Origin of the sequence: Paenibacillus glycanilyticus (assembly GCF_030161375.1) — a bacterium.
Lineage (GTDB): Bacteria > Bacillota > Bacilli > Paenibacillales > Paenibacillaceae > Pristimantibacillus > Pristimantibacillus glycanilyticus_B.
Window position 1 is genome coordinate 35,608 of the sequence record NZ_BSSQ01000017.1, and the last position, 22,980, is coordinate 58,587.

25 protein-coding genes and 1 riboswitch are annotated in these 22,980 nt (G+C 50.6%); all 25 genes read left to right on the forward strand.

Annotation, left to right across the window (positions count from 1 at the left end; genetic code table 11):
- The first annotated feature begins 379 nt into the window (after positions 1-379).
- The 25 genes from spoIIR to QQK89_RS22355 all read left to right on the forward strand — a co-directional run bounded on the left by spoIIR (position 380) and on the right by QQK89_RS22355 (position 22,977).
- Entirely contained in the window at positions 380-1,144 is a 765-nt protein-coding gene (spoIIR, locus tag QQK89_RS22235) for a stage II sporulation protein R (RefSeq protein WP_284240877.1), read from the forward strand.
- A gap of 128 nt (positions 1,145-1,272) precedes the next feature.
- Complete coding sequence (locus QQK89_RS22240) at positions 1,273-2,346, forward strand: L-threonylcarbamoyladenylate synthase (protein ID WP_284240878.1); 1,074 nt, start codon at positions 1,273-1,275, stop codon at positions 2,344-2,346.
- Positions 2,347-2,391: 45 nt separating this feature from the next.
- The gene (locus QQK89_RS22245) at positions 2,392-2,976 is read left to right on the forward strand and encodes a manganese efflux pump MntP (RefSeq protein WP_434481741.1); all 585 of its coding nucleotides are present in this window, start codon (positions 2,392-2,394) and stop codon (positions 2,974-2,976) included.
- A gap of 39 nt (positions 2,977-3,015) precedes the next feature.
- Positions 3,016-3,594 carry a low molecular weight protein arginine phosphatase gene (locus QQK89_RS22250; protein WP_284240880.1) on the forward strand — a complete coding sequence of 193 codons (579 nt, stop codon included), beginning with the start codon at positions 3,016-3,018 and terminating at the stop codon, positions 3,592-3,594.
- Positions 3,595-3,681: 87 nt separating this feature from the next.
- Positions 3,682-3,762: riboswitch (ZMP/ZTP riboswitch) on the forward strand.
- 102 nt (positions 3,763-3,864) lie between these two features.
- Positions 3,865-4,323 carry a ribose 5-phosphate isomerase B gene (rpiB, locus tag QQK89_RS22255; RefSeq protein WP_284240881.1) on the forward strand — a complete coding sequence of 153 codons (459 nt, stop codon included), beginning with the start codon at positions 3,865-3,867 and terminating at the stop codon, positions 4,321-4,323.
- Between the two features lie 37 nt (positions 4,324-4,360).
- Positions 4,361-4,960: a TIGR01440 family protein gene (locus QQK89_RS22260; RefSeq protein ID WP_284240882.1), complete on the forward strand. Its 600-nt coding sequence runs from the start codon at positions 4,361-4,363 to the stop codon at positions 4,958-4,960.
- 21 nt (positions 4,961-4,981) lie between these two features.
- Positions 4,982-6,229, forward strand: a complete 1,248-nt coding sequence (gene glyA, locus QQK89_RS22265; RefSeq protein WP_284240883.1) for a serine hydroxymethyltransferase — start codon at positions 4,982-4,984, stop codon at positions 6,227-6,229.
- 427 nt (positions 6,230-6,656) lie between these two features.
- On the forward strand, positions 6,657-8,306 hold the full coding sequence (locus QQK89_RS22270) for a peptide ABC transporter substrate-binding protein (RefSeq protein WP_284240884.1): 1,650 nt from the start codon (positions 6,657-6,659) through the stop codon (positions 8,304-8,306).
- 103 nt (positions 8,307-8,409) lie between these two features.
- Positions 8,410-9,339, forward strand: a complete 930-nt coding sequence (locus QQK89_RS22275) for an ABC transporter permease (RefSeq protein ID WP_284240885.1) — start codon at positions 8,410-8,412, stop codon at positions 9,337-9,339.
- A 3-nt stretch (positions 9,340-9,342) separates the two neighbouring features.
- Positions 9,343-10,278, forward strand: coding sequence for an ABC transporter permease (locus tag QQK89_RS22280; protein WP_284240886.1), 936 nt, complete (start codon positions 9,343-9,345; stop codon positions 10,276-10,278).
- Positions 10,279-10,290: 12 nt separating this feature from the next.
- A complete protein-coding gene (locus tag QQK89_RS22285; protein ID WP_284240887.1) occupies positions 10,291-11,298 on the forward strand; it encodes an ABC transporter ATP-binding protein in 1,008 nt (335 codons plus the stop codon).
- Entirely contained in the window at positions 11,295-12,257 is a 963-nt protein-coding gene (locus QQK89_RS22290; protein WP_284240888.1) for an ABC transporter ATP-binding protein, read from the forward strand. The genes QQK89_RS22285 and QQK89_RS22290 overlap by 4 nt, the downstream gene beginning before the upstream one ends.
- Before the next feature lie 272 nt (positions 12,258-12,529).
- Complete coding sequence (gene upp / locus QQK89_RS22295) at positions 12,530-13,159, forward strand: uracil phosphoribosyltransferase (protein WP_284240889.1); 630 nt, start codon at positions 12,530-12,532, stop codon at positions 13,157-13,159.
- A 73-nt stretch (positions 13,160-13,232) separates the two neighbouring features.
- Positions 13,233-14,381 carry a non-hydrolyzing UDP-N-acetylglucosamine 2-epimerase gene (gene wecB, locus QQK89_RS22300; RefSeq protein ID WP_284240890.1) on the forward strand — a complete coding sequence of 383 codons (1,149 nt, stop codon included), beginning with the start codon at positions 13,233-13,235 and terminating at the stop codon, positions 14,379-14,381.
- A 189-nt stretch (positions 14,382-14,570) separates the two neighbouring features.
- A complete protein-coding gene (locus QQK89_RS22305; protein ID WP_284240891.1) occupies positions 14,571-14,846 on the forward strand; it encodes an AtpZ/AtpI family protein in 276 nt (91 codons plus the stop codon).
- Positions 14,846-15,256, forward strand: a complete 411-nt coding sequence (locus QQK89_RS22310) for an ATP synthase subunit I (protein ID WP_284240892.1) — start codon at positions 14,846-14,848, stop codon at positions 15,254-15,256. Before QQK89_RS22305 ends, QQK89_RS22310 begins: the two co-directional genes overlap by 1 nt.
- Positions 15,256-16,020 (forward strand): F0F1 ATP synthase subunit A, encoded by a 765-nt coding sequence (gene atpB, locus QQK89_RS22315; RefSeq protein WP_284240893.1) that lies wholly within the window; start codon positions 15,256-15,258, stop codon positions 16,018-16,020. Before QQK89_RS22310 ends, atpB begins: the two co-directional genes overlap by 1 nt.
- A 76-nt stretch (positions 16,021-16,096) precedes the next feature.
- Positions 16,097-16,321: a F0F1 ATP synthase subunit C gene (gene atpE / locus QQK89_RS22320; protein ID WP_284240894.1), complete on the forward strand. Its 225-nt coding sequence runs from the start codon at positions 16,097-16,099 to the stop codon at positions 16,319-16,321.
- Positions 16,322-16,460: 139 nt separating this feature from the next.
- Positions 16,461-16,943: a F0F1 ATP synthase subunit B gene (gene atpF, locus QQK89_RS22325; protein ID WP_284240895.1), complete on the forward strand. Its 483-nt coding sequence runs from the start codon at positions 16,461-16,463 to the stop codon at positions 16,941-16,943.
- Complete coding sequence (locus QQK89_RS22330; RefSeq protein WP_284240896.1) at positions 16,940-17,479, forward strand: F0F1 ATP synthase subunit delta; 540 nt, start codon at positions 16,940-16,942, stop codon at positions 17,477-17,479. Before atpF ends, QQK89_RS22330 begins: the two co-directional genes overlap by 4 nt.
- Positions 17,480-17,503: 24 nt before the next feature.
- The gene (atpA, locus tag QQK89_RS22335) at positions 17,504-19,018 is read left to right on the forward strand and encodes a F0F1 ATP synthase subunit alpha (RefSeq protein WP_284240897.1); all 1,515 of its coding nucleotides are present in this window, start codon (positions 17,504-17,506) and stop codon (positions 19,016-19,018) included.
- Between the two features lie 304 nt (positions 19,019-19,322).
- Entirely contained in the window at positions 19,323-20,183 is an 861-nt protein-coding gene (gene atpG / locus QQK89_RS22340; RefSeq protein ID WP_284240898.1) for an ATP synthase F1 subunit gamma, read from the forward strand.
- Positions 20,184-20,222: 39 nt separating this feature from the next.
- The gene (gene atpD / locus QQK89_RS22345) at positions 20,223-21,626 is read left to right on the forward strand and encodes a F0F1 ATP synthase subunit beta (RefSeq protein ID WP_284240899.1); all 1,404 of its coding nucleotides are present in this window, start codon (positions 20,223-20,225) and stop codon (positions 21,624-21,626) included.
- Between the two features lie 24 nt (positions 21,627-21,650).
- On the forward strand, positions 21,651-22,049 hold the full coding sequence (locus QQK89_RS22350; protein ID WP_284240900.1) for a F0F1 ATP synthase subunit epsilon: 399 nt from the start codon (positions 21,651-21,653) through the stop codon (positions 22,047-22,049).
- Positions 22,050-22,188: 139 nt separating this feature from the next.
- Entirely contained in the window at positions 22,189-22,977 is a 789-nt protein-coding gene (locus tag QQK89_RS22355) for a tyrosine-protein phosphatase (RefSeq protein WP_284240901.1), read from the forward strand.
- Positions 22,978-22,980 lie beyond the last annotated feature (3 nt).

Here is a 22,980-nt window from a genome sequence, read left to right on the forward strand (position 1 = left end):
CAAGCAGGGGGATTTTTTTGCTCCCTTTTACTCCTCGGACACCACCCTGCTCTTCCATCCACATGCAATTACGCGGAACCCGCGACTTATTCAGCAACCTATACACATATCCCCTGCATCCGTTCGCAAATAACGCGAAACTACCGGCTTATTCAGCCACTCATCAACCTTTTCGCGTTATCCACATGTGAATAACGCGAATTCCAACTTATTCAGTTATCTATCCACATTTCCCCCTCCCCTTCATGAAAACTACTCTATTATTTTCATTTTTTCTAATAGGTTTATAGAGCCGGGAACGCGGACATAATGACGGATAGATACGTTCCGGAACGCAAGCTGATGCACCGACGGGTGCGCGAGAGGAGCTTGTGTTAGTATGAACCGCACTCATTCCCGATTTTATTTCCGTAAATCTTATGCTTTGTTGGTTATTGTATTGTTTGTTCTGGTTATGAGCTGGGAGCAGCAACGTACGGATGCGGCTATGGTAGAGACTGTTATCCCGCAAGAATCGATTCGCCTTCGCATTTTGGCCAACTCGGATGCCCCTGCCGACCAAGCGGTGAAACGCGTTGTTCGCGATGCCATTGTCAAAGCGATGGACAACTGGGTAACCGGCCCGCAAACGATTGAAGAAGCGCGCCAAACGGTGCGTGACCATATGGGTGAGATTGAGAGCATTGTAGCCGATGTACTGGCAAGCCGCGGATTTGACTATTCGTACAAGGCGGAACTCGGCATGGTTCCGTTCCCGACCAAAATGTACAGCAACGAAGTATACCCTGCCGGCAATTACGAAGCTCTTCTTGTTACGCTGGGCGAAGGCCAAGGCCAAAACTGGTGGTGCGTATTATTTCCTCCGCTTTGCTTCATCGACGCGGCAACCGGCGAAGCAGCGGCAGCTGTAGAAGATCCGGACGCGGAAGCGGCTCAAGCTCAAGCAAACGCGGGGACGGTAAAAACAGCTTCCGCCGATAAAGCAGGCAATAAAGATACAATTAAAGCCGACAAAGCGGCTGACCATAAATCCGAAACTTCCGCGCAACAAGATAACGGCAAGCAAGGCGAAGCTCCGGAAGCGAAGTTTTTCCTGTGGGAAATCATTCAACAATTCATCAACTGGCTGAAAAGCTTGTTCTAAAATAGCGGCTTACCTTCCCCCGGCATCAAGCATGCGGGCCGAAGGTAAGCCGCTCCGCAATTAAAGCCGCTTATGCTATAATGGGGGCAGTTAGTTGAACTTTTAATAGCAGGGATTGAACGATAGAGATGAGAACAACGAAGGTTTGGCGGGTTGCGGCGGAAGCGGGTGCCGACGTGCTTGCCGGGCAATTGGCGGAAGCGGCAGCGCTTCTGCATGAAGGCGAGCTTGTCGCGTTTCCAACGGAAACGGTGTACGGTTTAGGCGCGGATGCCCGCAACACCAAAGCGGTAGAAGGGATTTTCCAAGCAAAAGGCCGTCCATCCGATAATCCGCTGATCGTGCATATTGCGGAGGAACGGCAGCTCGAAGAGCTGGTACTGCCTTATCCGGAGTTGGCGCGGCGGTTGATGAAGCAGTTATGGCCCGGGCCGCTTACGATCGTCCTGCCGGTTCGCCCAGACGCCGTATCGCCGCTTGTGACCGCAGGGCTGTCCACCGTCGGAGTGCGAATGCCCGATCACCCGGCGGCTTTGGCCCTCATTCGCCAGTCCGGCTGCCCGGTTGCCGCGCCAAGCGCCAATCGTTCGGGCCGTCCGAGTCCTACGCTTGCGGGGCATGTGCTGGAGGATCTGGACGGTAAAATCAGCGGCGTCGTAGACGGCGGAGCTACCGGGGTGGGTCTGGAGTCCACGGTAATCGAGCTTTCAGACTCGGATACGATTCGGATATTGCGCCCGGGCGGCATAACGGCGGAGCAGCTTCAAGCTGCGGTGCCGGAAGCCCGCATCGACGCGCCTTCCGGCACGAAAGCCGATACCGCGGAAGCCCCTCGTTCGCCGGGGATGAAATATACGCATTATGCTCCAAAAGGCGATCTTACGATTGTTCAGGGCGACGATCCGGAAGCTGTTGTCCGGTATATCCAGGAGCAGATTGACCGGGCTGCGCCGCTTAACGTAAGAACAGGCGTCTTGACCTTCGACGAAAGAACCGATGCCTATCATGCGGACGTCGTCCTTGCTTCCGGCAGCGAGCGGCATCTGGAGCAGGCCGCGCATAGTCTTTACGCCGCGCTTCGCCAGTTTGATGCCGAAGGCGTGCAGCTTATATGGGCGGAAGGCTGCTCGGAGGAAGGAATTGGCCTTGCGTTGATGAACCGTCTGGCGAAAGCCGCGGGCCATCAAAGCGTCCGGGTTTAGAGTAGTATGTTTGTCCCCTTGTCCGCATATGTTGGTTAGGAATGGATGTGGACATGGGGGCGATCTAGCGTGACTGATGCAACAATGCATGCCGGACAATTCGCGACACTGCTCATTATGGCGGTTGCGCTCGGTATGGATGCTTTTTCATTAGGGATCGGAATTGGATTAAAAGGGATTCGGCTGCGGGATGTGCTGCGCCTAAGCACCGTCATTGCGGTATTTCATGTGATCATGCCGCTTGCCGGCATGTATGCGGGCCATTTTGTCAGCGGACTGCTTGGCCATGTTGCGACGATGGCGGCAGGCGTACTGCTGCTCCTGCTTGGCGGGCATATGATCTACAATTCATTAAGAGGAGAAGCTGCCCAAACGATAGATTACCGCTCTTCGGTCGGAACGTTTTTGTTTGCGTTTAGCGTCAGCATCGATTCCTTTTCCGTTGGCGTGACCCTGGGCATGTTCAAGGCTGATATTGTGCTGACCGTACTGCTATTCGGTTTTTTCGGCGGCCTGATGTCGGTATTGGGACTGCTGCTCGGGCGCAGGGTCAGCCAGAACCTGGGTGGTTTTGGCGAAGCGCTGGGCGGGGCGATCTTGCTCATTTTTGGACTTTTATTTATATTCTAGAACAACGACAACTTCAGCGACTGGAAAGGGGATTGCAGCATGACTCGCATCTTGTTTGTTTGTACCGGGAATACATGCCGCTCTCCAATGGCGGAAGCTATGCTGAGGGCGATGGCGAAGCAGCAAGGCATTCCGCTGGAGGTTCGTTCCGCGGGAGTGTCCACGATAGACGGATTGCCGATTTCAACGCATGCGCTTTCGACGCTGCGCGGCAAATCAGTGAACCACCAAGGTTCATCGCGGGCGTTAAGCGGAGAGGCCGTAGCATGGGCGGATTTGATTCTGACGATGACGGCATCGCACAAAAGAGGCCTGCTTAACTATTTTCCCGAAGCGGTCGACAAAGCTTTCACCCTTAAGGAATACGTGAATCAGGATACGGCTGTTCAAGCGGATATTGAAGAGCTGGAGCGGCTATATTCGGAGATGCATATGAAGCAGGCGCTAGGACAACGGTTGTCCTCGGAAGAACGAACCCGGCTTCTGGAGCTGGAACGGCGTATTCCAAGCTTCGATATCGCCGACCCGTTTGGCGGGACGCTTGGCATGTACGAGAGCTGCGCGGCGGAGATTGAAGAGAGCTTGAAAGCGTTGGTTGGCATCCTTCAAAAGGGATGAAATTCCATGCCTGAATTGGGCTCGATTCATCGATTTAGACGATTGATTTTCAAGATTGAATAAGCTATCATGAAGGTAATTAAAGACGGTTTCCGATGTAACTGGCGACGGAAGTGGGTAACCACGGTGGAGCATCGGAACATACGGCCGGTCGCCTGGGCAAAGAGCAGCATGCTTATGTTAAGCATGTCTTGCTCTTTTTTCGTCTTTTAAGCGGAATTTAGGTATAATAAGTCCGTATGATTCGACAAATTGCAGGAGGGTTTTGCATTGAAGATTGCCATTGGCGCTGATCATGCGGGTTACCGTTTGAAAGATGAAATCGTTCCGTTCCTTTTAACTCTTGGTCATGAAATTGAAGATTTGGGCTGCGACTGCAGTCAATCGGTGGACTACCCCGACTACGCGTTGCCTGTTGCGGACAAAGTGGCGAGCGGCCAAGCGGACCGCGGCATTTTGATATGCGGTACGGGGATCGGCATGTCGATCGCTGCCAATAAAGTGCCCGGCATTCGTTGCGCCCTGGTTCATGATATGTTCTCGGCGCAAGCGACTCGCGAGCATAACGATACAAACGTGCTTGCGATGGGCGAGCGTATTATCGGCCCTGGAGTTGCGCAGGAGATTGTCCGCATTTGGCTCGATACGCCGTTCTCTGGCGGCGAGCGCCATGTGGGACGCGTTCGGAAAGTCAATCAGATCGAGCAGCAGTATACCGTACATCCTTAGGCTTGAAGCAAATGCTTAACTTTGTAGGAGGTGCAGCATGAGCAATCTCGAAAATTCAATTTCAGTTGATGTGGAGACCATCGTGCGGGAGCTAGCTTCCGTCGCGGGGCTGAGGGCCGGCCAATTGCTGGTTATCGGCACAAGCACGAGCGAAGTGCTGGGGCACCGGATCGGAACTTCGGGTACTGTGGAAACGGCTGCGCAAATTTATGCGGGCGTGGAAGCGGTCCGGAAGGAAATCGGTTTTTATCCGGTATACCAATGCTGTGAGCACCTGAACCGCGCTCTTGTTCTTTCCCGCGAAGCAGCGGAGAAGTACAATCTCGATGAGGTTGCCGCCGTACCTGTACCGAAGGCTGGCGGCTCGATGGCGGCATATGCTTACCGGCATTTACAGGAAGCATGCTTGGTCGAAACCATGCAGGCCCATGCCGGCATCGATATCGGCGATACTTTTATCGGCATGCATCTTCGCAGGGTGGCCGTGCCTGTTAGACCTTCCATCCGGTCGATTGGAGCCGCGCACGTGACGATGGCTTTTGCGAGACCAAAACTGATTGGCGGAGTTCGTGCCGTATACACGCTGGAAGACAATAGCGGCCTGGCGTCAGAGCAGACGTCGGGATCATGCGATTAAACTATTAGGAGGCTTTTCACAATGGAAAACTTACGTAACCAAGATCCTGAAGTATTGAAGGCAATGGGCCTGGAGCTGCAGCGCCAACGCGACAACATCGAGCTGATCGCATCCGAGAACATCGTTAGCGAAGCGGTTATCGAAGCATTGGGTTCGGTATTGACGAACAAATACGCAGAAGGCTACCCTGGCAAACGTTTCTACGGCGGCTGCGAGCATGTTGACATTGTTGAAGATATCGCGCGCGATCGCGCAAAAGAGATTTTTGGCGCCGAGCACGCGAACGTACAGCCTCACTCCGGTGCGCAAGCCAATATGGCGGTATACCTGGCTGTCCTCAAACCAGGCGATACGGTTCTTGGCATGAACCTGGCTCACGGCGGCCACTTGACGCATGGCAGCCCGGTTAACGCATCCGGTCTCCTGTACAACTTCGTTGCTTACGGCGTAGACGAAGATACATTCACAATCAATTACGAGGAAGTGCGCAAAGCGGCTTTCAAACACCGTCCTCGCCTGATCGTAGCCGGCGCTAGCGCTTATCCGCGCACGATCGATTTCGAGAAGCTTGGCCAAATCGCGCAAGACGTAGGCGCTTTGTTCATGGTCGATATGGCTCATATCGCTGGTCTGGTTGCGGCTGGTCTTCATCCGAGCCCGGTGCCTCACGCACACTTCGTTACAACAACAACGCACAAAACGCTGCGCGGTCCTCGCGGCGGCATGATTCTGTGCCGCAAGCCTTGGGCGGCAGCTATTGATAAAGCGGTATTCCCTGGCTCGCAAGGCGGACCTCTGATGCACGTTATTGCGGCGAAAGCTGTTGCATTCGGCGAAGCTCTTCAGCCGTCCTTCAAGGAATATGCGCAAAACGTCGTAAACAACGCAAAAGTATTGTCCGAGACGCTGGTTGCAGAAGGCATCAATATCGTATCCGGCGGCACGGACAACCATCTGATGCTGGTTGATACGCGCAACTTGAACATCACGGGCAAAGATGCTGAGCACGTGTTGGACTCGATTGGCATTACAGCGAACAAAAACGCCATTCCGTTTGACCCGACAAGCCCGTTTGTAACAAGCGGTATTCGTCTTGGTACTCCGGCTGCGACTTCCCGCGGCATGGATGAGAAAGCAATGAAAACAATCGGCGAGATCATCGCGATGACGTTGAAAGCTCCTAAAGACGAAGCGGTTCTGGCGAAAGCAAAAGGCATGGTTCGCGATTTGACTGCCCAATACCCGCTTTACCCGAACATGAAATACTAATTCTCAACCTCTTTAATCATAAGCTGTCCCCAAAGGTCCAAGAGGCCGGAGGGGACAGCTTTTTTTTATTTGTGATAGAAGCATGCCGTTTTCGTTTTGGTGCATTAAGCAAAAGCGAATGCAGCATCCTATAGGTGGAGGGATGCACAATAAATGTTTCGACAATTGTCGGCATTAAACAACATTTCAACTTTGTAATTTCTGGGGCGTGACAAAACAATAATATTTATTGTATATTTATTACCGGCATATTAATTTAGCATTAATTTTGTGCTAATTTGGCTTGAACATATGTAAACATCGTGAATGAACAAATGTTCATTGATATTAATTCAGTGAATTGTATGACTTTTCGCATTGTTTAAATATGTAATGTCAAATTATTACAATACAAAGAAAGAGGAACAGATCCAGGGGAGGAAGTAAAATGTCGAAGAAGAAGTATGGCTTTACCCTGATTTCCGTACTGCTTGTGCTGGCTCTTGTAGCAGTTGGCTGTACACCTAAGGAAGAGTCCGGAAGCAGCGAAGGCTCTGTATTCCGCATGAACCTTGCAACTGAACCGCCGTCCCTTGACCCGGCTCAAGTACAAGACCAAGTATCTGCAACTGTAGTTAACGGTTTGTATGAAGGTCTGACTCGCAAAGACGAGAAGGGCGATGTTGTTCCAGCTGTTGCTAAAGAGTGGAAAATCTCTGACGACGGCAAAACGTACACGTTCACTATTCGCGACGACGCGAAATGGAGCAACGGTGACGCTGTAACAGCCGGTGACTTCGAATACGCTTGGAAGCGTGCTCTTGATCCGAACCTGAAACCAGCAGCATCCGCTTATGCTTACCAGCTGTACTACATCAAGAACGCAGAAGCTTACAACACTGGAGCTGACGGCGTAACTGCCGATGATGTTGCGGTTAAAGCGATTGACGAGCACACGCTGCAAGTTGAGCTGAACTCGCCAACTCCTTATTTCCTCGGTCTGATGTCCTTCACTGTTTTCTATCCGGTTCACCAATCGGCTAAAGAAAACGAAGCTTGGGCAACTGACGTTTCGACAATGATCACTAACGGTCCGTTCACAATGAGCGAATGGAAAAAGAACAACTCCATTACAATCGCTAAGAACGACAACTACTATGCAAAAGACGATATCAAGCTTTCGAAAGTTGTCTTCTCCGAAGTTAACGATTCGAACACAGAGCTGAGCATGTACCAAACTGGCGAACTTGATTATGCAGGTATGCCAACTGGTTTGATCCCTAACGAACAATTCCCGACGCTGAAAGCTAACAATCCGGATGAGTTCAAAGTACAAGGTAGCGCATCGATCTACTACTACCTGTTCAACACAACGCAAAAACCTTACACAAACGAAAAAATCCGTCAAGCGCTTTCGATGGCAATCAGCCGTCAAGATATCGTAGACAACGTTACAAAAGGCGGACAAATTCCGGCTTACGGTATCGTTCCTCCAGGTATCAAAGGCGAAAAAGACGACTACCGTACAGAACATCCAGATTCCTCTTACTTCAAAGAAGACATTGAACAAGCAAAAACATTGCTTGCTGAAGGTCTGAAAGAAGAAGGCCTGACTGCAATGCCTACGGTTAAAGTAACTTACAACACAAACGAACTGCACCAAGCGGTTGCTGAAGCAATTGCTGAAATGTGGAGCAAAAACCTCGGCATCAAAACCGAAGTTAGCAAGCAAGAATGGGGCGTATTCCTCGACAACCGTAACCACCTGAACTATGATGTGGCACGCGGCGGTTGGGGCGCTGACTACGATGATCCAATGACGTTCATCGACCTGTTCTCTTCGAAATCCGGCAACAACAACACTGGCTTTGCTAACCCTGAATACGACGCTCTGATCAAAGAAGCTTACAGCACTGACGATCAAGCTAAACGTATGGAAGCAATGTCCAAAGCAGAAGAAATGGTAGTTGGTACTCGCGCAATTATGCCGATCTACTACTACAGCACTGTATATATGATTAAGCCTGGTTTCAAAGGCATCTTTATCGACTACAAAGGCGATATTGATTACAACCGCGGTTACAAAGAAGCGAAGTAATTAGCTCGTCACGGATTGAGGGATATATGCGGCCAGTGATGTCTGCATATATCCCCTTTCACGTTTTTGTTTTTTAAATATTTGCAGGGAGGTGCCATAACGTTTGGTCCGTTACATTCTTCAGAAACTGTTGTTCATGCTCGTTTCGATCTTCGTGCTGGCTTCGGCCACTTTTTTTCTGATGAAGGCCATTCCGGGCAACCCGTTCCAAAGTGAGAAAAATATTCCTCCTGCCATTCAAGAACGTTTGAATGAAGCGTATGGATTAAATGACCCTCTGGGTGTTCAATATTTGCATTACATGAACAACTTGATCCACTTTGATCTCGGTATGTCCATGAAACAACAGTACGTTACTGTAGTTGACATCATCAAAACTGGCTTTATCTACTCGCTTCAAATCGGTATCTTCGCCATTATCGTGGCGATTGCAGCAGGCGTGCTGTTTGGTCTGATTGCTGCGCTTAACCACCGCAAGTTTCTTGACGGCTTTACGATTTTGCTGGCAGTACTTGGGGTATCGATCCCGAGTTTCGTTGTCGCTCCGTTCTTGCAGTATGTATTTGGCGTCAAATTGCGCTGGTTCGACGTAGCCGGATTAAATGACGTAACTGACTTTATTATGCCGGTTCTGGCTTTGTCTTTCCTGCCGGCGGCATTTATCGCGCGTCTTGTGCGCTCCAGCATGCTGGAAGTGCTTAGCGCCGATTACATGAAAACCGCACGCGCCAAAGGTTTGTCCGGCCGTGTCATTCTCGTTCGCCATGCTTTGCGCAACGCGATTTTGCCGGTTGTCACCTACATCGGTCCGATGACGGCCAATATCATTACGGGTTCCGTTGTTATCGAACAGATTTTTGGTATCGGCGGCCTCGGCAAGTTCTTCGTTAACAGTATTACAAACCGCGACTATACGCTTATTATGGGACTAACGCTGTTCTATGCGATCATTTTGATGCTGGCGCGTTTCCTTACCGATATAGCTTATGGCTTTGTAGATCCGCGTATCAAATTGACCAGGAAGGGGGGCTAATAAATGAACGAACATACGCTTCAGCCTAGCGACTTCGAGAAGCTGAGCCAAGAAGAGAAAAAAGGCGAGACGGTTGTACGCGAAAGTATTTCCGCTTGGAAAGACGCTTGGCTTCGTCTTCAAACGAACCGAATGGCTATGATCAGTCTCTATATATTAGCCTTTATCGTCTTAGTGGCGATTTTTGGTCAATGGATTGCGCATCAATTTACGGGCAACGACTTCTCCACCAATGATCTGAAAGCAACCAACCAAGCGCCGTCCGGCGACCACTGGTTTGGTACGGACGGTCTTGGCCGCGATATGTTCGCAAGAACATGGATGGGTGCGGGGATCTCGCTCCAAGTTGGTATTTATGCCGCGATTGTCGACTTGATCGTTGGCGTTATTATGGGCGGTATCATGGGTTACTTCGGCGGTAAGGTCGATGAAATTCTGAACCGCATTTGCGAAATTTTATATTCCATTCCGAGCTTGCTTATTGTAATCCTGCTCATTGTCGTTATGGAGCCAAGCATGTTCACGATTATTCTGGCGTTAAGCATTACGGGATGGATCAACATGGCATGGATCGTTCGCGGTCAAATCATGCAGCTCAAGAACCAGGAATATGTTCTTGCCGCACGCGCGCTGGGTGCAAATCCGGTTCGCATCATGTTCAAACATCTTGTTCCGAATGCGATGGGTCCGATTATCGTTACAATCACGATGACGGTTCCGAACGCGATTTTCGCGGAAGCATTCCTTAGCTTCCTTGGTCTTGGCGTTCAATCGCCGGCCGCTTCTCTTGGTACATTGATTAATGACGCCATTAAGGCGATGACTGTATTCCCATGGCGTATGCTGTATCCAGCCATTTTGCTCAGCTTGACCATGCTTTGCTTTAATATTTTCGGTGACGGCCTGCGTGACGCACTTGATCCGAAAATGAAAAAGTAGGAGGTGCTATCGATGGAACGTTTGCTCGAAGTAAATGATCTTCGTGTTAATTTCAAAGTTCGCGGCGGTACCGTACAAGCGGTACGCGGCGTTAACTTTCATATAAATAAAGGCGAAGCCGTAGCGATCGTAGGCGAGTCCGGCTGCGGCAAGTCCGTAACGGCGCAAACCTTGATGCGTCTGATTCCAAGCCCGCCTGCGATGACAAGCGGCTCGATTATGTTTAAAGGGCAAGAGATTTTGTCCAAGACGCCGAAAGAAATGGAAAACATCCGCGGTAAAGAGATGGGCATGATCTTCCAAGATCCGATGACCTCCCTTAACCCGACGCTTTCCATCGGCCGTCAAATTACAGAAGGCCTGGTTAAGCACCAAGGCATGAGTTCTTCGGCTGCCCGTAGCCGCGCGATTGAGATGCTCAATCTCGTAGGTATTCCAAACCCTGCCGCACGCTTTAACCAATACCCGCATGAGTTCTCCGGCGGTATGCGCCAACGCGCGATGATCGCGATTGCGCTGGCGTGCAATCCTTCGCTTCTCATTGCGGACGAGCCAACTACGGCTCTTGACGTAACGATTCAGGCGCAGATTTTGCGCGTGATGAAGGATCTGCAAGAACGCATGGGTACTTCGATTATCTTGATTACGCATGACCTTGGCGTTGTAGCGGACATTTGCGACCGCGTTATCGTTATGTATGCGGGTAAAGTCGTGGAAAGCGGTACGAAGTGGGAGATTTTCAAAAATCCGAAGCATCCTTATACAAAGGGTCTTCTTCGTTCCGTGCCTCGTCTTGACCAGAGGAAAGACGAGCCGCTTATTCCGATCTTCGGTACGCCGCCGGATCTGATCAAGCCGCCGGCCGGCTGCAGCTTCTGCGCGCGTTGCGACGAAGCGATGCGCGTCTGCGTCGACAATGATCCGGAACTTCTTCCGGTTGACGGCAACGAATCGCATACTTCCGCATGCTGGATGGCGCATCCGTACGCGAAGCCTGCCAAACAGGAGGTATCCGTATGAGCGAACCATTAGTTAAGGTAAATAACCTGCGCAAGTATTTCAACTTGGGCGGAGGCAATATTCTGAAGGCGGTCAACGAGATCGACTTCTCTATCGCAAGAGGCGAGACGGTTGGTGTCGTAGGCGAATCCGGCTGCGGCAAATCGACGGCGGGACGTACGATTCTTCGTCTGTATGAGCCTACAAGCGGTAACGTTACGTTTAACGGCGAAGACATCTACAAGATGAAAGGCGCTAAGCTGAAGCAAATGCGCCGCGATATGCAGATGATCTTCCAAGATCCGTACGCATCGCTTAATCCGCGGATGACGATTACGGATGTAATCGGCGAAGCGCTTGATATTCACGGTCTTGCGGGAAGCCGCGCGGAACGCAAACGCAAGGTAGAGGATCTTCTTGACCTTGTAGGTCTGAACCCGGACCATGCTACGCGTTACCCTCATGAATTCTCCGGCGGTCAGCGCCAGCGGATCGGGATTGCCCGCGCGCTTGCGGTTGATCCGAAGTTCATTATTGCGGACGAGCCGATCTCGGCGCTCGACGTATCCATCCAAGCGCAGGTAGTTAACCTGATGCAGGATTTGCAACGAAAAATGGGCCTGACTTACTTGTTCATCGCGCATGACCTGTCGATGGTTAAGCATATCAGTGACCGCGTTGCGGTAATGTACCTGGGCAAAATCGTCGAGCTTGCGGAAAGCAGCGAGTTGTACAGCAGCCCTGCGCATCCGTATACGCGCGCGCTTCTGTCGGCGAACCCGATTCCGGATCCGGAAATCGAGGCTACCCGCGAGCGTATTGTTCTTGCCGGCGATTTGCCGAGCCCGATCAATCCGCCGACAGGCTGCCAGTTCCATACCCGTTGCCCGATGGCGACGGAGAAATGCAAGACGGATGAACCTAAACTTGTTGAAGTGAGAAAGGGGCATTTTGCTTCCTGCCACTACGCATCGGTATAATTTTACAGGACGAAGCAGAGATTACTTCTGTTTCGTCCTTTTTTAATTCTAAGAACCGCTAAGTTTCCCTAAATAAATAAGGCTTAGAATTCACCGGAATGAAACTTGCCTACCCGCCAAAGTACGGCATAGCCGTTTCGCCTTTTTGCCGCAAAACCTTTACATATCCTCATAAAACTCTGGATGCAACAGGCAGGGCGGAGTGATATAATAAACGGGATTGTGTCCAAGACTAAGGGAATAACATTTTCACACAGGAGGAATTACGCTCCATGAGCAAAGTGGTTATATGCGACCATCCATTAATTCAGCATAAGCTGACCTTTATTAGAAACAAAGATACCAATACGAAGGACTTTCGTGAACTGGTTGACGAAGTTGCCACGCTGATGGCCTATGAAATAACAAGAGACGTGCCGCTGGATACGATTACGGTGGAGACGCCTGTCGCAACGACAGAATCCAAAGTGGTATCCGGACGTATGCTTGGGCTTATTCCGATTCTGCGTGCGGGACTCGGCATGGTGGAAGGAATGCTCAAGCTGATTCCGGCCGCGAAGGTCGGCCATATCGGACTTGTCCGCGACCATGAGACGCTCCAGCCAACGGAGTATTACATTAACCTGCCTACGGATGCGGCTAACCGCCAACTGATCGTGATCGATCCGATGCTTGCTACCGGCGGCTCTGCGATTGCGGCGATCAACTCGCTCAAGACACGCGGCTGCGACCAAATTAAGCTGATGTGTCTGATCGCGGCTCCAGAAGGAGTTAAAGCAGTACAAGACGCGCATCCGGACATCGATATTTATCTGGCTGCTCTTGACGATGCGTTGAACGAGAAGGGCTACATCGTACCGGGTCTTGGCGACGCGGGCGACCGTCTGTTCGGAACGAATTAATAGCACATGAATTGTCGCAAATCGCTCATATTGAGCTCATTGTGGCAACAATTCATTTTAGGAGTGAGACATTTTGTCTAAACTGAAAGTAATGACGATTTTTGGTACGCGTCCGGAAGCCGTTAAGATGGCCCCGCTCGTACTGGAATTGAACAAGCATGCCGATCAGATCGAATCGATCGTATGCGTAACGGCACAGCACCGCCAAATGCTGGACCAAGTGCTGGATTTCTTCGAAATCCAGCCTAACTATGACCTGAACGTCATGAAGGACCGTCAGACGCTGACTGAGACGACCGTACGCGTTCTGGAGGGCCTCGACCCTGTTCTCGCGGAAGCGAAGCCGGATATCGTGCTTGTACACGGCGACACGCAGACAACGTTCCTTGCGAGCTATGCGTCGTTCCTGAAGCAAATTCAAGTCGGCCACGTCGAAGCCGGTCTTCGTACGTGGAACAAGCTGTCTCCTTATCCGGAAGAGATGAACCGCCAATTGGCAGGCGTTCTCTCGGATGTGCATTTTGCTCCTACCGAATGGTCGGCAGGCAACTTGCGCAAGGAGAACAAATCGGAAGCTTCCATCTATGTGACAGGCAATACGGCAACGGATGTGTTCCAATATACGGTTGATCCGTCGTTCTCCCATCCGGTGATCGAATGGGCGAAGGGCAAGCGCATGATTCTTATGACGGCGCACCGCCGCGAAGCGCTAGGCGAACCGCATCGGAATATTTTCCGCGCGGTGAAGCGGATTGCCGACGAACATGAAGATGTTGCGATCGTGTATGCGGTTCATCCTAATCCGGCCGTTCGCGAGCCGGCTAACGAGATTTTGGGCAATCATCCGCGCATTCAGCTGATCGAACCGCTTGATGTTTTCGAATTCCATAACTTCTACCCGCATGCGTACATGATTCTGACCGATTCCGGCGGCCTGCAGGAAGAAGCGCCATCCTTCGGGGTGCCTACGCTTGTCTTGCGCGATACGACAGAACGTCCGGAAGGCATCGAGGCGGGAACGCTTGAGCTTGTCGGTACGGATGAAGAGTTGGTATACAGCCGTACGCGCGCTCTCCTGAATGACGCGGCTTTATACGAAAAAATGAGCAAATCTGCCAATCCTTACGGTGATGGACAAGCTTCGGCAAGAATTGTCCAAGCGATCCTGCATCATTTTGGCAAAACGGACAAGCGTCCGGAGTCGTTCACACAACGTTCATAGTTTTGTAAGCGGATAGCTGCTAGTTAAGCTATGTACAGCATACAGTGGTACTGTACGGTTTGGAGGCTCGACAAATCCTTTGTTTATAAGGATTTTCGGGCCACCGTTCACTAAATGTTTGAATTTAAATGAATTGACAAAAGATTAACAGCTTCGATAAAATAAATGAGAGTTTTGGAGTGATTCTGCATGGATCCATCCAAAGAAACACCGTCCAAAGAGAATCGGAAAAAGTCGGATTATGAGAGTTTTGGAGAAGACCCCTGGAGAGCAATGGGATTGGTCGGCACTATTGGCGCCGATCTAGCCGTATGTCTGGGGCTTGGCTATTGGCTCGGTCATAAAGCCGATCTTGCAAACGGTACCGGATACTATTCTATTATTGGATTAGTAGCGGGACTGGCTGTAGGGATCGTAACGGTCATATTCCTGATTCGGACGTTTGCGGGAGGCAAAGCGAAATAATGGACGATTTGTCGGCCCACTTGAAAGCCGTTACAAGAATTACTTTCTTATTCATGTCCCTCTGCTGCGTCGCTTGGGCGCTTATGCCCGAGAACGAAAGCTGGTGGGGCGGTCTGATGATCGGAGGAGCCGCCAGCCTGATTAACGCTTATCATCTGAGCTGGAAGGTGACGAAGGTTGGGGCGGTTGCCGCTGCACAGATCAAGAAGAGGGTTAACCTCGGATTTGTCACCCGTGCATGCATCACGTTATTAGCAGTTGTAATTGCGACAAAAACATACACGTTCCAACTTTCCGCGACGGTTGCTGGTTTATTTGTCGCTCAATTGGCAACACTCATACTGGGATTTTTGTCCAGACGGAAGTTGATGGCGTCGAATCCTACCGATGAAAGGGGTGAAAATAACTAATGGAACACATTTTCCCGATCGTTCACGTGGCAGGAATCCGATTCGATCTGGCGACTCTGAGCATGATGCTTCTGACTAGCATTATCGTGTTCGTACTGGCAAGGCTCGCAGTAAGAAATTTGTCGGTTACGAATCCTACGAAACTTCAGAACTTCCTGGAGTGGGTCATCGAATTCGTTGAGAACATCATCGGCACGTCCATGAGCATGAAACAAGGACGTCCATATCTCGTTCTCGGTATTTCCCTGATCATGTACATTTTCGTCGGTAATATGCTTGGTCTGCCATTCGGTATCGTAACCGAAGCGCATCACGGTGCTACGATCTTCGGATTGGAACTCGATTTGAAGGGCGAAGAAGAAGGTCACATCGCATGGTGGAAATCGCCTACAGCTGACGTTGGTGTAACAGGTGCATTGACGATTATCGTCATCTTCCTAACTCACTTCGAAGGTTTGCGCCTGAACGCGAAGCATTACCTGAAGCACTATGTAGAGCCGCATTGGGCGTTCCTGCCTCTCGCATTGATCAAAGAGGTTGCGAAACCACTGTCTCTTGCATTGCGTCTTTACGGTAACATTTTCGCGGGCGAGGTTATGATTGGTGTCATCTTGGGCATGGGTTGGCTTGGTATCCCGGCACTCGTTGTATGGCAAGGCTTCAGCGTATTCGTAGGTGCTATCCAGGCCTTCGTATTCTGTATGCTGACGATGGTTTACATGTCGCAAGCGATTGTGCATGAAGAGCATGGCGAACAGCATTAATGGCTTCAAACCGGCGGTCAACCGGCGGTAACTATAAAAAACAAATTTTTCACGAAAATTGAGGAGGATTTTTCTAATGGGAGCAACGGCATTAATCGCAGCAGCAATTGTATTCGGTTTGGGCGCACTGGGCGCAGGTATTGGTAACGGTCTGATCGTAGGTCGTACGGTTGAAGGTATTTCCCGTCAACCAGAACTTCGCGGTACACTTCAAACTACAATGTTTATCGGTGTCGCACTCGTCGAAGCACTTCCAGTTATCACGCTGGTACTCGCGTTTATCTTCTACGGCGAAGCTTAATAAACAAGAATCAGTTCATGGCGGGGAGAGTGGCTTTGCCTCCGCGCCTTCCTTTTTATTTAGCCCTAGTTTAAGGGTTATATAACCGGATAGTAACGGTGTGAAACAGTGTTCAAGCTATGGAAAGGAGTGACGTTTTTTGGATATCGTATGGTCGAATTTTTTCATCCAGTTGGTTGCGTTTCTGATTCTTTTCTGGTTGCTTAAACGTTATGCTTTTGGTCCATTGTTCGGCATTATGGAGCAGCGCAGACAATACGTTCAAGAGCAGATTGCTACTGCGGAAGCGAGCAAGAAAGAAGCAGAACAGCAATTGGAGCAACAGAAACAAGCACTTCAGGAAGCTCGTAAAGAAGCTTACGACATTATTGAGCAAGCTAAAGCTACAAGCTCGAAACAAGCCGAAGAAATCATTCAAGTTGCGAAATCCGAATCCACTCGTCTGAAAGACGATGCGGTTAAAGATATCGAGAGCGAGAAGAACAAAGCGGTTGCAGCACTTCGCGAAGAGGTTGGCGGAATTTCCGTCAAGATCGCTTCGAAAATTATCGAGAAGCAAGTGGACGAGAAATCCCAAGAGCAATTGGTTAACCAATATCTTAAAGAGGTTGGAAGCAAATGAGCCGGGATGTCGTCGTAGCGAAGCGCTACGCTAAAGCACTGTTTGAGCTTGCTCAGGAGCAAAGCATCGTATCGGAAACCGAAGAACAGCTTAAGCTGATCGTTCAAGGCCTGAAGAATGATGCGGATGCCCGTAAATTCCTGGAGCTCCCAAGCATCGAGCCGGAGAAAAAAATCGCCGTGCTGAAAGGCGCTTTTGGCGATCATGTATCCGCGCTTGTCCTTCATACGCTTGAACTTATTCTTGTTCGCGGCCGTCAGGATCTTATCGCTGACGTATACGAAGCGTACACTAAGATTGCTGGGGAGTCGCTTGGTCAAGCGCATGCGATTGTTTATACAGCGCATTCCTTGTCCGATGTGGAACTGGCTGAAGTGGAAGCAAGCTTCGGCAAGCTGAGCGGCAAGAAAATTGTTGCGGAACAAATCGTTAAACCAGAATTGCTAGGCGGCGTGCAAGTGCGCATCGGCGATCGTCTGTATGACGGCAGCCTGTCCGGCAAGCTGGAACGTTTACAAAAATCGTTTAAAATCTAATGCAGGTAGATAGGGGTGAACGAATTGAGTATCAGACCTGATGAAATCAGCACGCTGATTAAACAACAGATCGACCAATATAAATCCGAAATTCAAGTCGTTGACGTCGGCACCGTAATCAATGTCGGTGACGGTATTGCCCGCGTACACGGTTTGGAAAATGCGATGCAGGGCGAACTGCTCGAATTCTCCAACGGCGTTGTAGGCATGGCGCTCAACTTGGAAGAAAGCAATGTTGGTGTCGTTATCCTCGGCCCTTACACGGATATCCGTGAAGGCGACCAAGTAAAACGCACGGGCCGCATCATGGAAGTGCCAGTAGGCGAAGAGCTTCTGGGCCGCGTTGTAAACCCGCTGGGTCAGCCGCTTGACGGCAAAGGTCCAATCAACACAACTCAGTTCCGCGCGATTGAATCCCCGGCTCCGGGCGTTATCGATCGTAAATCGGTACATGAGCCAATGCAAACGGGCATTAAAGCGATCGACGCGATGGTACCGGTTGGCCGTGGTCAACGTGAGCTTATCATCGGCGACCGCCAAACAGGTAAAACAGCAATTGCGATCGACGCAATTATCAACCAAAAAGGCAACGGCGTGAAATGTATCTACGTTGCCGTAGGTCAAAAACAATCCACGGTTGCTGGCGTAGTAGAAACACTCCGCAAGCACGGTGCTCTTGATTACACGATCGTCGTAACAGCTGGCGCATCCGATCCGGCTCCATTGCTCTTCCTGGCTCCTTATGCAGGCTGCTCGATGGGTGAGTACTTCATGTACAAAGGCGAGCACGTGCTCGTTATCTACGATGACTTGTCGAAACAAGCGGCTGCATACCGCGAATTGTCCCTGTTGCTCCGCCGTCCGCCAGGTCGGGAAGCATACCCAGGTGACGTATTCTACCTGCACTCCCGTTTGCTCGAGCGCGCGGCTAAACTTAGCGACGCACTTGGCGGCGGCTCGCTGACGGCTCTGCCGTTCATCGAGACTCAAGCGTCTGACGTATCGGCTTACATTCCTACGAACGTAATCTCGATCACGGACGGCCAGATCTTCCTTGAAGCGGACCTGTTCTACTCCGGCCAACGTCCGGCAGTAAACGTAGGTATCTCGGTATCCCGCGTAGGCGGTTCCGCACAAATCAAAGCAATGAAAAAGGTAGCCGGCACACTCCGTCTGGACCTTGCGGCTTACCGCGAGCTTCAAGCGTTCTCGCAGTTCGGGTCCGATCTTGATAAAGGTACGCTTGCCCGTCTGAACCGCGGCGCTCGTACAATGGAAATTCTGAAGCAAGGCGTTAACCAGCCGATGCCGGTTGAGAAGCAAGTAATCTCGATCTACTCCGCGGTTAAAGGCCACCTGGACGATATTCCGGTTGCTGATATCCAACGCTTCGAGAAAGAATTCCTTGCGTTCCTGGATGCTAGCCACCCAGAAATCGGCGAATCCATCCGTACAACAAAAGACCTCGTTGCCGACAACGAGAAAGCTCTTGTTGACGCGATTAACAAGTTCAAAAAAGGCTTCTCTGTATCGGCTTAATTAGCCGTTAAGCTTAAGCCTTACGAATAAATGTCCCGCGCCCGTCTTTGTACGGGCGCAGGCGCTTAACACCAGGCTTTGTGGGTACTGTAGTTTTTTCGATTAGCCGGTTGTATGGAAGGAAACTGTGTGAGCCGAGAGTTTACGTGCTGCTTTTGAAGATGTATCCTCACCGTCAGGTGATTTGTTCAAAGGATACAGCTTCAATGGCGGCCGAGGTGAAATACAGGTTCCTGGAATACAACCATCCGCTAATCGAAGACGTCAACGGTACAGCAAAGCAACAAAGGCGGGTGACAATGCAATGGCAAAAGGCATGCGCGACATTAAGCGCGAAATCAAAAGTAAACAAAACATGAAGCAAATCACGAAAGCGATGGAGATGGTTGCGGCTTCCAAGCTCAGAAGAGCACAAGAAGCATCGACGAATGCCCGTCCTTATTCGGATAAGCTGAAGGAAGTAGTAGCTAGCATCGCAGCAGGTTCCAAAGGCGTGAAACACCCGATGCTCGAGACGCGTCCGGTGCAAAAAACGGGTTACCTCGTTATCACGTCCGACCGTGGTCTGGCAGGCGGCTACAATGCGAACGTCCTTCGTAAAGTTACGCAAACGATTCGCGAGAAGCACAAATCGAATGATGAGTACGTATTGTTCGTAATCGGGCGTAAAGGCCGGGATTACTTCCGCCGCCGCAATATGCCGATCATCGATGAGGTAATCGGTCTTTCCGATGCGCCAACATTCGCTGACATCAAATCGATCGCTTACAACGCGGTCAAAATGTTCTCTGAGGGCAAATACGATGAGCTGTACATCTGCTACAACCAATTCGTAAATGCCATTACTCAGATCCCGACAGAAACTCGTTTGCTTCCGCTGCAGGAAGTAAGCGGCAACGGGCCGGTAACATCGTACGAGTACGAGCCGTCCCCGGAAGGCGTTCTGGAGGTGCTGCTGCCGAAATATGCGGAGACGCTTATTTACAGCGCGGTGCTTGACGGGAAAGCCAGTGAACAAGGCGCTCGTATGACTGCCATGGGCAGCGCGACGAAAAATGCTAACAAAATGATCAACCAATTGACACTGACCTATAACCGGGCACGTCAAGCGGCGATCACGCAAGAGATCTCGGAGATCGTAGCAGGTGCAAACGCACAGGCTTAAGGAATATAGAAGTAAAAGAAAGTACCAGGAGGGAAAACCATGAAAAAAGGACGCGTTGTATCCGTCATGGGTCCAGTCGTTGACTTGGAATTCGAACGCGGTAACCTGCCGGAAATTTTGAACGCCGTCAAAATCGTTCAAGATGCTCCAGCAGGCGGCATCGCTATTAATCTGACGCTTGAAGTAGCAGTTCATCTGGGTGATAACCTGGTTCGTGCTGTTGCGATGAGCACAACTGACGGTCTGGTCCGCGGCATGGAAGCTGTAGACACAGGCGCGCCAATCACAATTCCGGTTGGTGCAGCAACACTCGGCCGCGTATTTAACGTACTTGGCGAACCTATCGACCAAGCAGGAGAAGCAGTCTCGGAAACAAATCTTCCGATTCACCGTCAAGCTCCTGCATTCGACGAATTGTCCACGCAATCGGAAATTCTCGAAACAGGCATCAAAGTTATCGACTTGCTCGCTCCATACGCTAAAGGCGGTAAAATCGGTCTGTTCGGCGGCGCGGGCGTAGGTAAAACGGTAACGATCCAAGAACTTATCAACAACATCGCTCAAGAGCACGGCGGTATCTCCGTATTCGCTGGCGTAGGCGAGCGTACTCGTGAAGGTAATGACCTTTACCACGAGATGAAAGATTCCGGCGTACTTCCAAAAACAGCGATGGTATTCGGACAAATGAACGAACCGCCAGGCGCACGCCAACGTGTAGCTTTGACGGGTCTGACAATGGCTGAATACTTCCGTGATGCTGAAGGCAAAGACGTACTTCTGTTCGTCGACAACATCTTCCGCTTCACGCAAGCAGGTTCCGAAGTATCGGCCCTTCTTGGCCGTATGCCTTCCGCGGTAGGTTACCAGCCAACGCTGGCAACTGAAATGGGTCAATTGCAAGAACGTATCACGTCGACGAAAAAAGGTTCGGTTACTTCGATCCAAGCGATCTACGTACCTGCCGATGACTACACGGATCCGGCTCCTGCTACGACGTTTGCTCACTTGGACGCTACAACTAACCTTGAGCGTAAAATCTCCGAGATGGGTATCTTCCCAGCGGTAGATCCACTTGCATCGTCGTCCCGTCTTCTTAACCCAGAGATTCTGGGCGAAGAGCATTACAACGTAGCTCAAGGCGTTAAGAGAATTCTTCAGCGCTATAAAGAGCTTCAAGATATTATCGCAATCCTTGGTATGGACGAGTTGACTGAGGAAGACAAGCTGACTGTAGCGCGCGCGCGCCGCATTCAATTGTTCCTGTCCCAACCGTTCCACGTTGCTGAACCGTTCACGGGTATCAAAGGCAAATACGTACCTGTTAAAGAAATCGTTCGCAGCTTTAAAGAAATTCTCGAGGGCAAACATGACGACCTTCCGGAAGAAGCTTTCCGATATGTAGGTGTGATTGAAGAGGCCGTGGAGAAAGCCAAAACGCTGTAATAGCGAAAGGCGGGAGGAATCCACATGAGTACTTTTCTGGTTGAAATCGTAACTCCGGAACGCAAGGTGTACGCAGAAACGGCCACTATGGTCAGCGTAAAAGGCATAGCGGGTGAGCTCGGCATTTTGCCAAACCACATTCCGCTAGTGACTCCACTGCGTATTGCTCCGGTAAGCATCAAACGTGACGGTAAAGTTGACGTTCTTGCTGTAGGCGGAGGATTCATTGAAGTCCGTAAGGACAAAGTGGTTATCCTTGCTGAAAGCGCGGAACTGGCTAATGAGATCGACGTGAACCGCGCGCAAGCTGCGAAACAGCGTGCTGAAGAGCGCCTGGCAGTTAAACGCGATGAGGTCGACTTCAAACGCGCAGAGCTCGCTCTGCAGCGTGCAACGAACCGCATCAACGTTACTGAGCGTTAAGAAACAAGCCGCTTGAATCTCTTAGTTGAGATTTAAGCGGCTTTTCTTTTGCCAAAGACGACTTGCGTCTCATTGACACCAATATAACTATCTTTCACAATGGATATACATAGAGGAACGATAGAAAGGGGGCATTGGTATGATTGATATCCATACGCATATCCTGCCTGGCATTGATGACGGAGCTGCCGACTGGGACTATTCGATCAAGCTAGCCCGTGCCGCAGCAGCCGAAGGGATCACCGGCATCATTGCAACGCCGCACCACTACGACGGCAAATATAGCAATGAAAAGGAAACCGTCATTGAGCTGACCGCCGAATTAAATAATAGACTGCTCGGGCTAGATATACCGATTACGATTCAATCGGGGCAGGAGATCCGGGTTCATTCCGAATTTCTGACCAACTGGCAAGGCGGAAGACTGCTGCCAATGGGCAATTCGTCTTATGTCCTTATTGAGATGCCGTCCTCGCAGATTCCGAAGTCCATGGAGCAGATCGTATATGAGCTGCGTTTGATAGGAATTCGTACGGTTATCGCCCATCCGGAGCGGAATGCCGAGGTGGTACAACATCCGGACCGCTTGGCAGAACTGATCGACCTTGGCGCTTGCGCTCAAGTAACGACCCATTCCTTGCTCGGAGGTTTCGGCAGAGGAATTGAGAAGTCGGCTTGGAACTTGTGCAGGCGGGGTCTTATTCATGTCGTGTCTTCAGATGCTCATCATTTGGAATGGCGCGGTTTCCGAATGAAAGAGGCGTACGAGCGGGTTGAAGCTGAGATGGGGCCAGTATGGAGAAGATATTTCGAGGGCAATGCGCAGGCCATCTGGGACGGTAGAGCGTTAACTGATCAGCCGTCGCTTACGCAATCCGCATCCAAAGCCGGAGGCTGGGGCAAGCTAAAGTCTTTATTCGGCAAGTGAAAA